Here is a 12,361-nt window from a genome sequence, read left to right as displayed (position 1 = left end):
GCACAGCGTTGCCGGGGCCCGATGTTTATGTGTGGTTACCGCTTGCGGACAGGCGGCTGGGCCGCCGTCTTGGGCTTGACCTGTAGCAGGACAGTGTCGCTGCTCGTGTTGCCGGCCGGATCCGAGACGCGGATCGTCACCTTGTACGACCGGGGGCCGGTCGGTGTTCCGCTGAGGGTTCCGTCCGCGTCGATCGTCAGCCAGGCGGGGTTGCCGAGCACGCTGTAGGTCAGGTCGGCCGAATCGTCGGTGGCCTGTACCTGCAGTGAGAAGTGCCTGCCCACCGTCAGCTTCTGGTGTGCAATCTCGGAGATCATCGGAGAGGTGACGTCCGGCTGTGGTGCCTTGATGCCCACCACGACAGGGTCGTGGTCCGACGACGCGAACTCGTCGACGGCGTGGAAATCGGTGATGTTGTAGTTGCGGCGCGAGTACTGGAACGCGATCGACTCGTCGCCGTTGATGTTCCAGACCGCCGCATCGGTGACGAGGGCCAGGGCCGCGTCATTGGCGAACACGTGGTCCAACGAGCCGAGGCGGCCGCTGAACTGGTAGGTCGCGTCCTCGGCCACGCCACCCTGGGTCAGGTTGGTGAAGCCGGCGTCCTCGATGAACTGGACCGGGGTCTCCATCGTGTACGCGTTGAAGTCGCCCATCAGGAACACGGGCTTGTCGGCGAAAGCCTCGAAGGTGTTCGCCCAGGTGCTGAGGGCCTTGGCCTGAGCCTCGCGGGAGGGGTTGGCGTTGCCCTGGCCGGTGCCGTCGTCTTCACCGGAACCCTTCGACTTGAAATGGTTCACGATCGCGACGAACGTGGTGGTGCTGCCCTTGGCCTGGAACTCCTGGGCCAGCGGGTTGCGCGCGTCAGCGAACGCCGGGTCGAGCAGGATGTAGGACGGGCCGACGAGCTGGACGGTGTCCGGGTTGTAGATGAAGGCCGTGCGGATGACGTCCTCATTCGGGGTTGCCACCGTCGGGCTGGGCGCGAACGCCCAATTGCCGCCGGCTGCGTTGAGCGCGGCCACCAGGGTGGCGAGCGCCTTGTCGCGGGGCTGGCCCGCCAGGTAGGTGATGGCGGCGCTGTTCTCGATCTCCTGGAGGCCGACGACATCGGCGTCCAGCTTGTTGATGGCCGCGACGATCTTGGCCTCCTGATCGGCGAACGCCGATTCGGAGTAGGCACCGCGCACCTGGCAGTTGTTGGCGCCCACGGGGTTGCCCTCGCGGTCGCTGTAGTACTTGCAGTTGGCCTCGTTGACGCCGAGGTCGTCGAAGTAGTTCAGCACGTTGAACGAAGCGAGCTGGATGTCGCCCCCCACCACGGGCGCGTCGGCCGGGCGGTCGTTGACGCTGGTGATGAAGGAGACCTCTGCGCCCGTGACCTGGCTGGTGGGCTGGAAGTTCCACTGGAAGCGGTAGTCGAGGATGACCGGCTCCGTGAACGTCACCGGGGAGCCGGTGCGCATGGGCGTGGCCGCGCTCAGGTACGGCAACGGCGAGTTCTTGGCGGCGGCGTTGTTGGTGTAGTCCCAGCTGGAGCCGTCGTCGAGCGTGATCAGCTTCGTGCGGTTCTCGGCTTCGTAGGCGAGGGCCTCAGGACCGGGACGGACCACGTCGGTGGCGGTGAACAGCGGCTCGTCACCGTACGCGAGGCCGATCTGGCCGTAGCGGTTCAGGTCATAGTTGTTGGTGATGGTGTAGCCGCCGGTGGGCAGCACGAGCATGCCTTCGTAGGCTTCCTTCGCGGCGTCGGTGCCGGGGAAGGTGGTCAGCGCGGTGGGGGTGACCGCGGCGCAGTCGGCAGCGGGCGTGAGCGTGGCGTTCGCGAGCTGGGTCAGGGTGAAGTGCTCACCGGCGGTTCCCGTCACGGTGTAGCACTCGCCGATGGTGGCGTTGGCTGCGGCGTCGCCGAAGACGAAGATGCCATCAGAAGCATCGCCGGGTGCCTTGGGCGCCCCACCGGAGCCCGGGGTCTGGATGTAGGCACCGCGGAAGTTGCCGGTGGGATACGCCGCCGTGACGACGCCAGTGGTGGTCACGGTCTGGCCGGACAGGGGAGTGGCCGCGCCCGGGCCCTGGATCTCAGCGATCGGGGTCACGGTGGGCTCCGTCGGGACCGTTGTGGTCTCCGTCGGCGTGGGGGTGGGGGTCCCGCCGCCTGTGATGGAGGAGTCCGAACCCGGGGTGGGTGTCTCGGTGAAATCGAAGTCCTCGGCGTTGTTGTCAGTGTCGGATGCGCCGGTGCGGGTGATCGATCCCGGGGTGGAGTTTCCACCGGTGTAGATGGCCGCGGCGGTCTCGTTGCGGACCGCCGTGCCGTAACCAACAATGTCGATCTCGACGTCGCCGTTCAGGAGGGTGATCGCACCGTTGGTGCCGCTGGGGTTGATGCCGCAGTCGAGCTGTACCGAGACGTCTGCACCGACGGTGGCGTTGTTGGTGCCCGTGCCCACGACGAAGAACCCGCCGGGGGCGACTGTGCCCGAGAGACCACAGGTACTGCCGACGCCGGCAGTGGTGGCCGAGCTGTAGCCGAGCTTCCAGCCCGTCAGGTCGATGGCCTGGGCGGTCGGGTTGTACAGCTCGACGAACTTCTTGTTGAACGGCTGGTTGGCGCTACCGCCGCGGGCGTAGACCTCGTTGATGACGAGGTGATCTGCTGGTACCGCCTGTGCCGGCGCAGCGACGAATGATGCGGCGAGCAATGCCGCTGTCGCAGCCAGCACGGTGAGGTGCTTGCGCATGGATCGGACTCCTAGTGAAGAAACGACGTCGCCGCGGAATTGAGGCGACAGTGGCCCTCACCCTAGAGGGATGTTGTCAAGGATTTGCTCACCCCTGCGGATCGTTTAGAGGAAGTTCATCCCCTGGTACCCGGAAGTTCGTCTCCCTCCCATCGGGTGGCCCTGGGAGGCCGCCGATCCGCTGCCGTAAGCTCTTTCACATGTCAGAGGTGTGGCAAGCGCTGGGAGCGGCCCTGCGGCTGGACAGCAGCCACCTCGCACAGGTGGGCCTCTGGGCGGCCCTCGGAGTGGCCCTGATCGCGGGCGCCTCCACGATGCTCGGCCACACCGCCATCCTGCTGCTCAACCGCATCCACGGGCTGCGCCTGGTCAGCACGCTGTTGCTGAACATCGTGTCGTTGGCCACCCTCCACATCATCCAGGCGGCCGTTACCTGGGGCGTCACCTCGCTGGGGCTGCGCCGCGCCGCGCCGCTGATGCCGCTGGTCCTCGTGGGCCTGCTGTCGGTGGCGCCACTGGCTTTCGCCTTCATCCAGGCCATGCCGCACTTCGGCATGTTCTTCGGCCGCGTCCTGCAGGGCTGGAGTTTCCTCATCCTCTGGTTCGGCCTGGCCGAGGTCTTCGACATCGGGCGCTGGTGGGCGCTGGGGTTCTCCCTCTCGGGCTGGTTCGTGATGCAACTGCTGTCGCGGCTCCTGCAGCGCCCGGTCAACTGGGTGGGCTCCAGGGTCTGGACGCTCGCAACCGGCCGGCCCACCGTCGTGACCTCCCGTGACATCCTCGCCGGGATGCCTGCCATGCCGGTGCTGGACCGGACTCGGCGGGAGGCGCAGGCGTGATCAGCTGGGTCCTGGGCGGGGCGGCGCTCATGGTGGCGGCGTTCGTGCTGCTGTCGCCGCTGGAGTCGCTGCGCTGGTGGGCCGACAAGGGTCAGGCGGAGATCGCCGCCACCTTCGACCCCATGCGCCCCCCACCCCAGGCCGCCGGCATCGGGCCAACGGCGTTCGTCGTCTACCTGTCCGGGGTGGCCGTGCTGAGCGGCGACACTCTCTCGGACCGCGAGGACGCCTGGCTGGCCGCGGTCGCCGAAGAGGTGCCGGGCGCCTGCATCATCTCCGAGGTGTTCCCGTACGCCGTCGACAACCGGGGGCTGCTGCACCGGACCACGATGGGCCTGTGGAAGGTGCTCGGCTGGACCCGTGAGCACTGGCACTGGAACCCCATCCACAACATCATCAACATCCGCAACATCGCCCAGGTGCTGGTCTCCGCAGACCCACGGTACGGACCCACGTTCAACATCGGGCTGGCGCAGGAGCTGTGGCGCGCCCTGCAGCGTCACGGATACCGGCCCGGCAGCGGCACGCCCGTCACCTTGATGGGTCTCTCGGGCGGTGTGCAGATGGCACTGGGCGCCGGGTGGTTCCTGCACGCGCTCAAGGTGCCCGTCTCGCTGATCAGCATCGGGGGCATCTTCGGCGACGACCCCGGCCTGGACAGGATGCGGCACCTCTGGCACCTCACCGGCACCCGCGACCACACCCATCATCTGGGCACCGTCGCCTTCCCCGGACGCTGGCCCACCTCGCCCCTGTCGACGTGGAACCGGGCCAAGCGGGAGGGTCGCGTCAGCTTCCACACGATCGGCCCGATGGGCCACGACGGTCCCGCGGGTTACTACGGCCGGCGTTCCCTCGACGCGCAGGGTCGCAGCCATTTCGACCTGACGCGCGACGCCGTCGTCGCCATTCTCCGCGAGGAGGCGGGTGCCTGAGGGCCCTGCGCGACACGGAGTGTGGACGGATTTTTCTGAGTTGGCGCCCGATCCCGTAGAATGCTCCGTTGGCCGCAGCCCCCGATCCACTGAGGAGAACAGACATGGTCTCGACCAACGATTTGAAGAACGGAATGGTCCTCGATCTCGATGGCCAGCTGTGGCAGGTGCAGTGGTTCCAGCACCACAAGCCCGGCAAGGGGAACACGGTCGTGCGGTCCAAGCTGAAGCACGTGCTGAGCGGCAAGATCGTCGATCGCACCTTCAACGCCGACACCAAGGTCGAGACCGCGACGGTGGACCGCTCGGAGATGCAGTACCTCTACATGGACGGCGACGACTACGTGTTCATGGACATCGCCACCTTCGACCAGCTCCACGTCCCCGCGGAGACCGTCGGCGACGCCAAGGACTACCTGCTCGAGAACACCAACGCGTTTGTGGCCACCCACGAGGGCGCTCCACTGTTCATCGAACTGCCCACCTCCGTGGAACTCATCGTCACCTACACCGAGCCGGGCCTGCAGGGCGACCGCTCCACCGGTGGCACCAAGCCCGCCACGTTGGAGACCGGCAAGCAGATCCAGGTGCCCCTCTTCATCACCAACGGTGAGAAGGTCAAGGTCGACACCCGCGACGGCTCCTACCTCGGACGCGTTTCCAGCTAGATGTCTGAGCGCCCCTCCCACTACAGCGCGCAGACCAAGGCCCGCAAAGCTGCTCTCGACATCCTCTTCATGGCGGAGCAGCGCGGCGACTCTCTGAGCGAGACCTTCACCGAGCAGCGCACGCTGTCGGGCGGCGTCGTCCGCGAACTGACGCGCGAAATCGTCTTCGGTGTGGCTGAGCACCTCGACGAGATCGACGACCGGATCTCCGCTGCCGCCTCCGCGGCGTGGCCGCTGGACCGCATGCCGTCAGTCGACCGCAACCTCGCCCGCATGGCGATCTTCGAGCTCGACTACACCGACACCCCTCCAGGCGCAGTCATCTCCGAGGCGGTCCGCCTCGCGGGAGATCTGTCCACCGATGAATCACCGGCGTTCCTCAATGGCCTATTGGCCAAGGCCGCCGGCGCGAAGCCAAACACGAACTGATCTCCGAAAGAGGTAACGCATGAGTCCCGTTCCCGCATTGTTGGTCTTGGAGGATGGGCGCGTGTTTCGTGGCCGATCTTTCGGCGCCAATGGCGAGACGTTCGGCGAGCTGGTGTTCTCCACCGGCATGTCCGGATATCAGGAGACCCTGACAGACCCCAGCTACCGCGGGCAGGTGGTGCTGGCCACCGCCCCCCACATCGGCAACACTGGGTGGAACGACGAGGATGGCGAATCCGGCCGCATCTGGGTCGCCGGTTACATCGTGCGCGACCCCGCGCCCCGTCCCTCCAATTGGCGCTCCGTTAGGAGCCTCGACGACGAACTGCGTGAGCAGGGGATCGTCGGGATCTGCGATATCGACACCCGTGCCCTCACCCGCCACATCCGTGACCGCGGCGCCATGCGCGTGGGCATCTCCACGGAGACCGACAACGTGGACGAACTGCTCGCCCGCGTGCTGGACCAGCCGATGATGGCGGGTCAGGACCTCATCGGGGACGTGACCACCCAGATGCCGTACACGGTGGAGGCCAAGGGCGACACGTTGTACTCGATCGTCGCGGTGGACCTCGGCATCAAGTCGATGACTCCCACGCAGCTGGCCGCCCGCGGCCTGGACGTGCACGTGGTGCCCGCCCACGCCACCTTCGACGAGGTGATGAGCTACGCACCGGACGGCGTGTTCTTCAGCAACGGGCCCGGCGACCCGTCGACGGCTGAAGCCCCGACGGCGCTGCTGCGCGAGGTGCTGGAGGCCAAGGTGCCGTTCTTCGGCATCTGCTTCGGCAACCAGCTCTTCGGCCGCGCGCTCGGCTTCGACACCTACAAGCTCAAGTTCGGCCACCGCGGCATCAACCAGCCGGTGGTCGACCGCACGACGGGCCGCATCGAGGTCACGTCGCACAACCACGGCTTCGCCGTCGACGCGCCCCTGGAGGGAACCGTCGACACCGAGTTCGGCCAGGTGAGCGTCAGCCACAAGTGCCTCAACGACGACGTCGTCGAGGGTCTCGAACTCCGTCGCGACGGGGACCTCGTGGCCTTCTCCGTGCAGTTCCACCCGGAGGCCGCCGCCGGCCCCCACGACGCCAACTACCTCTTCGACCGGTTCGTGTCGGTCATCTCGGCCGGAAAGGACGCCTGATGCCGCGTCGCACAGACATCTCGTCGATCCTGGTGATCGGCTCGGGCCCCATCGTGATCGGTCAGGCCTGCGAATTCGACTACTCCGGCACCCAGGCCTGCCGCGTCCTCCGCGAAGAGGGCTACCGCGTGGTCCTGGTCAACTCGAACCCGGCCACGATCATGACGGACCCGGACTTCGCGGACGCCACCTACGTCGAGCCCATCACGCCTGAGTTCGTCGAGCGGGTCATCGCGAAGGAACGCCCCGACGCGGTGCTCGCCACCCTCGGCGGCCAGACGGCGCTCAACGCCGCCGTCGCCCTGCACGACAACGGTGTGCTCGAGAAGTACGGCGTGGAACTGATCGGCGCGTCCATCGACGCCATCCAGCGCGGTGAGGACCGCGAGCAGTTCAAGAAGATCTGCCTCGGCCTGGACATCCCCGGCGGGCCGCCGGAGGTGGCCAAGTCGCACATCTGCCACACCATGGCGGAGGTCGTCGCGGCCGCTGAGAACCTGGGGTACCCGGTCGTCGTGCGCCCGTCGTTCACCATGGGTGGCGTGGGCTCCGGCTTTGCGCACGATGAGGCAGAACTGCGCAACATCGCCGGCGCCGGCCTGGCAGCCTCGCCCTCCACGGAGGTCCTCATCGAGGAATCCATCCTCGGCTGGAAGGAGTACGAGCTGGAGGTGATGCGTGACAAGGCGGACAACGTCGTCATCATCTGCTCCATCGAGAACTTCGACCCCATGGGCGTCCACACCGGCGACTCCATCACGGTGGCGCCCGCCATGACGCTGACGGACCGCGAGTTCCAGCGCATGCGCGACGTCGCCATCGGCGTCATCCGCGCCGTCGGTGTCGACACCGGAGGCTGCAACATCCAGTTCGCCGTCAACCCGGACGACGGCCGCATGATAGTCATCGAGATGAACCCGCGGGTGTCGCGCTCGTCGGCGCTGGCCTCCAAGGCCACGGGCTTCCCGATCGCGAAGATCGCCGCCAAGGTCGCCGTGGGCTACACGCTCGACGAGATCCCCAACGACATCACGAAGGTGACTCCGGCGAGCTTCGAGCCCACGCTGGACTACGTGATCGTCAAGATCCCGCGGTTCGCCTTCGAGAAGTTCCCCGCGGCGGACCCGTACCTGACCACCCACATGAAGTCTGTGGGCGAGGCGATGGGCATCGGCCGCAACTTCACCGAGGCGCTGGGCAAGGCCCTGCGTTCCATGGAGGACCCGAAGGCCCCCTTCGAGTTCAACATGCCCATCGACGAGAGCGTCGAGGAACTTCTCGAGACCGCGTCGCGACCCTTCGACGGCCGGCTCCAGGTGGTCATGAAGGCCCTGCGCGCCGGGGCGAGCGTCGAACAGGTCTTCGAGGCCACCAAGATCGACCCCTGGTTCCTTGACCAGCTCGAGATCCTCCTCGACGTGGCCCGCCAGGTGCGCGACACGGACCAGCTGACCCCGGAACTGCTCCGGAAGGCCAAGCGCCACGGGCTGAGCGATGCCCAGATCGCCCAGCTGCGCAACCTCACCACCGACGTGGTGCGGGGCGTCCGGCACGCGCTGGGCATCCGCCCGGTGTACAAGGCGGTGGACACCTGCGCCGCGGAGTTCGAGGCCAGCACGCCGTACCTCTACTCGACCTATGACGAGGAGACGGAGGTGCCCACCCGCACCAAGGAGGCCGTGCTCATCCTGGGCTCCGGCCCCAACCGCATCGGCCAGGGCATCGAGTTCGACTACTCCTGCGTGCACGCCACCATGGCGCTGCGCGAGGCCGGGTACGAAACCGTGATGGTCAACTGCAACCCCGAGACCGTCTCCACCGACTACGACACCTCGGACCGGCTCTACTTCGAGCCGCTCACCGCGGAGGACGTGCTCGAGATCTACCACGCCGAGCTGCAGGCCGGCCCCGTCGCCGGCGTCATCTGCCAGCTGGGCGGCCAGACACCGCTGAAGCTCGCCCAGATCCTCAAGGACGCGGGCGTGCCCATCGTCGGCACTTCGCCTGAGGCCATCAACCTGGCCGAGGAGCGCGGCGCCTTCGGGCGGGTGCTCGCCCGCGCTGGCCTCCCCGCGCCCAAGCACGGCATGGCCGTCACCGCGGATGAGGCCAAGGCCATCGCCGCGGAGATCGGCTACCCGGTGCTCGTGCGCCCCAGCTACGTGCTGGGTGGGCGCGGCATGCAGATCGTCTACAACGACGAAGCCCTCGAGACCTACATCGCCAAGGCCACGGAGGTGAGCGAGGACCAGCCGGTGCTCGTCGACCGCTTCCTGGACGACGCCGTGGAGATCGACGTCGACGCACTGTTCGACGGCAACGAGTTGTACATCGGCGGCGTCATGGAGCACATCGAGGAGGCCGGCATCCACTCCGGCGACTCCGCGTGCGCACTGCCACCCATCACCTTGGGTGACGCCGTCATCGAGGAGATCCGCACCTCCACGCTGGCCATCGCGCAGGGCGTGGGCGTGCTCGGCCTGCTCAACATCCAGTACGCCGTGCACAGCGACACGCTCTACGTGCTCGAGGCCAACCCGCGCGCCTCCCGCACGGTGCCGTTCGTGTCCAAGGCCACGAACACCTCGCTGGCCAAGGCTGCGGCGCTGATCATGATGGGCCGCAGCATCGCAGACCTGCGCGCCAGCGGCATGCTGCGCGCCGAGGGCGACGGCTCGACGCCGCGTCCCAACGCGCCGGTCGCGGTCAAGGAGGCCGTGATGCCGTTCAACCGGTTCCGCACGACCGCCGGCGCGTTCGTCGACACGCTGCTCGGGCCGGAGATGCGCTCCACCGGTGAGGTGATGGGCCTGTCGGACAACTTCGGCACCGCCTTCGCCAAGTCGCAGGACGCCGGCGGCGGCCCGTTGCCCACCGGGGGCACGCTGTTCGTCTCCATCGCGGACCGCGACAAGCGCCACGCCATCTGGCCCATCAAGCGCCTCGTCGACCTGGGCTTCCGCGTCCTCGCCACTGCCGGCACCGCCTCAGTGCTGCGCCGCAACGGCGTGGCCGCTGAAGTGGTACTCAAGCTCTCCGAGTTGAAGGAGGGCGAGGAGTCCAAGTCCATCGTCGAGATGATCAAGTCCGGCGAGATCGACCTGATCTTCAACACGCCGGAGGGCTCCGCGTCGGGTGCCAGCACCCGCGAGGACGGCTACCTCATCCGCACCGCCGCAGTGCTGGCCGACGTGCCTTCGATCACGACGGTGCCCGGCCTGGCCGCGGCCACGCAGGGGATCGAGGCGCTCCAGCGCGGCGAGGTGGGCGTGAGGTCGCTGCAGGAATGGGCACAGGCCTGATGAGCGGCCTCGTCACCCGCGGGCTCCGGACGGGATACCACGGTCTCCGGGCCGGCCTGTTCCGCTCCGCCGGGGGAGACCCCGAGCGGGTGCACGAGGCCATGATCGACGTGTTGGCCAAGGTCCCGGGCGGTGCCCGGGGCCGCGTGGCAGACCCGGTGACGGTGGCGGGCATCCGCTTCCCCAACCGGGTGGGTCTGGCCGCAGGCCTCGACAAGGACGGGGTCGCGGCCCAGGCCTGGGCACGTTTCGGTTTCGGCTTCGCCGAACTCGGCACGGTCACCGCGCTGGCGCAGCCGGGCAATCCCAAGCCCCGGGTGTTCCGCGCCGTCCGGTCCGAGGGCATCGTCAACCGCATGGGCTTCAACAACAGGGGAGCGGCCGCCCTCGCCACCACGCTGCGCGCGAAGGGCATCGCACGGGGCAACTGCGCCGTCGGCATCCCGCTGGGCATCTCCATCGGCAAGTCCAAGGTGACAGCCCTGGAGGACGCGACGGCGGACTACCTCACGTCGCTGCGACTGCTCGCGCCCTTCGCCGACTATGTCGCCGTCAACGTCTCCAGCCCCAACACGCCCGGCCTGCGCAGCCTGCAGGCCGCGCACCAGCTGGCAGAACTGCTGGGTGCGCTCACGGACGAGGCTGCGAGTCTCAACCGCCACCGGCCCGTGCCGGTGTTCGTGAAGCTGGCCCCAGATCTCGAGGGCGCAGATCTGGCGGAGACCCTCGCGGTGCTCAACCATTCGGCGGTGTCCGGCATCATCGCCACCAACACCACGCTGTCGCGCCACGGGCTCACCCCTCCGGACCAGCATCTGGCCCGCGAGGCGGGTGGGCTGAGCGGCCGGCCGTTGACCGCGAGGGCACTGGCATTCGTCGAGCACCTGGCGGCGTCCACGCACCTGCCCCTGATGGGGGTGGGCGGCATCATGAGCCCCGCTGACGGCAGTCGGATGTTCGACGCGGGCGCGGCGCTGCTACAGCTCTACACCGGATTCATCTACGAGGGCCCTGCGCTGGTGCGCGGGATCCAGGAATACAGGAAGGCGTCATGACCTACGCCGAGAAACTGACCGCCGCCACAGCTTCGCGTGGTCGCCTGTGCGTCGGCATCGACCCGATGCCGTCCGTGCTGGCGGCCTGGGGCCTGCCCCACAGCGTCGACGGGCTCGAACGCTGCGCCCGGGGCATCGTCGAGGGGATCGGCGACATCGTGGCCGTCTTCAAGCCGCAGTCCGCCTTCTTCGAGGCCTTCGGCTCCAAGGGCGTCGCCGTCCTGGAGCGGGTGCTCGAGGACATCAGCGAAGCCGGCGCGCTGAGCATCCTCGACGTCAAGCGCGGCGACATCGGCTCCTCGATGGGCGGCTACGCCACCGCGTTCCTGGGCGACGACGCACCCACCCGCGCAGACGCCATCACCCTGTCGCCGTACCTCGGGGTCGGCTCGCTGCAGCCGGCGATCGACGCGGCGGTGGCCGGTGGCCAGGGCCTCTACGTGCTGGCCCGCACGTCCAACCCTGAGGGTGCGGCGGTGCAGCTGGCCACCACCGGGGGCGTCACCGTCGCCCAACACGTGGTGGACACCATCGCGGCGCTCAACCCCTCCGCGGATCACGCTGTGGGTCTCGTGGTGGGCGGCACGCACGGCGACTCCGGGTGCGATCTGAGCAACTTCAACGCGTCCATCCTCGTGCCGGGTCTCGGCGCCCAGGGCGGTACCGTCGCGGGAATAGCGGAATTGTTCGGGCAAAGCCTGAAGCACGTGTTGCCCACCACGAGCCGGGGAGTGATCGGTTCGGGGCACGACAAGCTACGGGAGAAGACCACCACGCTGCAGTCGGAGATTGCGTCCCTGCTGAACTGATGGCAAAAACCACCCCTAGGGCTGAACTTTTGGGGCCAGAGGCGGTATCTTTTGGGGAGCACCTGTTCACCGTTGCCGGTGCTGTCTATGAAGGATTGAAGGGAACCCCGATGGCAATTCCTCAGTTGAGCAGCGCGCAGCTTGAAGCGGCCAGGGCGGCTGCCACAGAGGCACGTCGAGCCCGCGCGAACCTCAAGGAGCAGGTCAAGAACGGCGACCTCTCCTTCACCGATGCACTGAACAAGGCGGTGGACGACGAGACCCTGTCGCGCATCAAGGTGGTGGATCTGTTGCGCTCCATGCCACGCGTGGGTGTGACCCGGGCTGGCGAGATCATGGAGAACCTCCAGATCGCCCCCAACCGTCGCATCCGCGGGCTGGGCCGCCACCAGGTGGTCCGCCTCACTGAACTCTTCAAGTGAGGCGGCGGTAA

Annotated in this window: 10 protein-coding genes; 9 read left to right on the top strand and 1 reads right to left on the bottom strand. The window is 67.7% G+C overall.

Annotated elements, in window-relative coordinates; genetic code table 11:
* Positions 1-35: 35 nt before the first annotated feature.
* Entirely contained in the window at positions 36-2,744 is a 2,709-nt protein-coding gene (locus C3E87_RS02755; RefSeq protein WP_076058956.1) for an ExeM/NucH family extracellular endonuclease, read from the bottom strand.
* A gap of 200 nt (positions 2,745-2,944) precedes the next feature.
* Here C3E87_RS02755 and C3E87_RS02750 point away from each other — a divergent pair, with 200 nt between their 5' ends.
* From C3E87_RS02750 to mihF, 9 genes are all read left to right on the top strand, one after another.
* Entirely contained in the window at positions 2,945-3,583 is a 639-nt protein-coding gene (locus C3E87_RS02750; RefSeq protein ID WP_076058954.1) for a hypothetical protein, read from the top strand.
* Positions 3,580-4,518 carry a hypothetical protein gene (locus tag C3E87_RS02745; RefSeq protein ID WP_076058951.1) on the top strand — a complete coding sequence of 313 codons (939 nt, stop codon included), beginning with the start codon at positions 3,580-3,582 and terminating at the stop codon, positions 4,516-4,518. Before C3E87_RS02750 ends, C3E87_RS02745 begins: the two co-directional genes overlap by 4 nt.
* A 104-nt stretch (positions 4,519-4,622) precedes the next feature.
* Positions 4,623-5,186: an elongation factor P gene (efp, locus tag C3E87_RS02740; RefSeq protein WP_076058949.1), complete on the top strand. Its 564-nt coding sequence runs from the start codon at positions 4,623-4,625 to the stop codon at positions 5,184-5,186.
* A complete protein-coding gene (gene nusB, locus C3E87_RS02735) occupies positions 5,187-5,615 on the top strand; it encodes a transcription antitermination factor NusB (RefSeq protein ID WP_076058947.1) in 429 nt (142 codons plus the stop codon).
* A 19-nt stretch (positions 5,616-5,634) separates the two neighbouring features.
* Positions 5,635-6,762 (top strand): glutamine-hydrolyzing carbamoyl-phosphate synthase small subunit, encoded by a 1,128-nt coding sequence (gene carA, locus C3E87_RS02730; RefSeq protein WP_076058944.1) that lies wholly within the window; start codon positions 5,635-5,637, stop codon positions 6,760-6,762.
* The gene (gene carB / locus C3E87_RS02725) at positions 6,762-10,064 is read left to right on the top strand and encodes a carbamoyl-phosphate synthase large subunit (protein WP_076058941.1); all 3,303 of its coding nucleotides are present in this window, start codon (positions 6,762-6,764) and stop codon (positions 10,062-10,064) included. Before carA ends, carB begins: the two co-directional genes overlap by 1 nt.
* Positions 10,049-11,119: a quinone-dependent dihydroorotate dehydrogenase gene (locus C3E87_RS02720; RefSeq protein ID WP_238974196.1), complete on the top strand. Its 1,071-nt coding sequence runs from the start codon at positions 10,049-10,051 to the stop codon at positions 11,117-11,119. Before carB ends, C3E87_RS02720 begins: the two co-directional genes overlap by 16 nt.
* Positions 11,116-11,928 carry an orotidine-5'-phosphate decarboxylase gene (gene pyrF, locus C3E87_RS02715; RefSeq protein ID WP_076058936.1) on the top strand — a complete coding sequence of 271 codons (813 nt, stop codon included), beginning with the start codon at positions 11,116-11,118 and terminating at the stop codon, positions 11,926-11,928. Before C3E87_RS02720 ends, pyrF begins: the two co-directional genes overlap by 4 nt.
* 110 nt (positions 11,929-12,038) lie before the next feature.
* Positions 12,039-12,350, top strand: a complete 312-nt coding sequence (gene mihF, locus C3E87_RS02710) for an integration host factor, actinobacterial type (protein WP_076058934.1) — start codon at positions 12,039-12,041, stop codon at positions 12,348-12,350.
* Positions 12,351-12,361: the final 11 nt, after the last annotated feature.

The sequence above is a fragment of the Tessaracoccus sp. ZS01 genome (assembly GCF_022342445.1).
Classification (GTDB): Bacteria; Actinomycetota; Actinomycetes; order Propionibacteriales; family Propionibacteriaceae; genus Arachnia.
Note: the sequence above shows the minus strand (reverse complement) of the source record. Positions and strands in the feature narration are given on the sequence as shown.

Bases quoted from the DNA above. Each gene is read 5' to 3' on its own strand.
- C3E87_RS02755 (WP_076058956.1), bottom strand. From the start codon at position 2,744: ATGCGCAAGCACCTCACCGTGCTGGCTGCGACAGCGGCATTGCTCGCC.
- efp (WP_076058949.1), top strand. From the start codon at position 4,623: ATGGTCTCGACCAACGATTTGAAGAACGGAATGGTCCTCGATCTCGAT.
- pyrF (WP_076058936.1), top strand. From the start codon at position 11,116: ATGACCTACGCCGAGAAACTGACCGCCGCCACAGCTTCGCGTGGTCGC.
- nusB (WP_076058947.1), top strand. From the start codon at position 5,187: ATGTCTGAGCGCCCCTCCCACTACAGCGCGCAGACCAAGGCCCGCAAA.
- carB (WP_076058941.1), top strand. From the start codon at position 6,762: ATGCCGCGTCGCACAGACATCTCGTCGATCCTGGTGATCGGCTCGGGC.
- C3E87_RS02720 (WP_238974196.1), top strand. From the start codon at position 10,049: ATGGGCACAGGCCTGATGAGCGGCCTCGTCACCCGCGGGCTCCGGACG.
- C3E87_RS02750 (WP_076058954.1), top strand. From the start codon at position 2,945: ATGTCAGAGGTGTGGCAAGCGCTGGGAGCGGCCCTGCGGCTGGACAGC.
- mihF (WP_076058934.1), top strand. From the start codon at position 12,039: ATGGCAATTCCTCAGTTGAGCAGCGCGCAGCTTGAAGCGGCCAGGGCG.
- carA (WP_076058944.1), top strand. From the start codon at position 5,635: ATGAGTCCCGTTCCCGCATTGTTGGTCTTGGAGGATGGGCGCGTGTTT.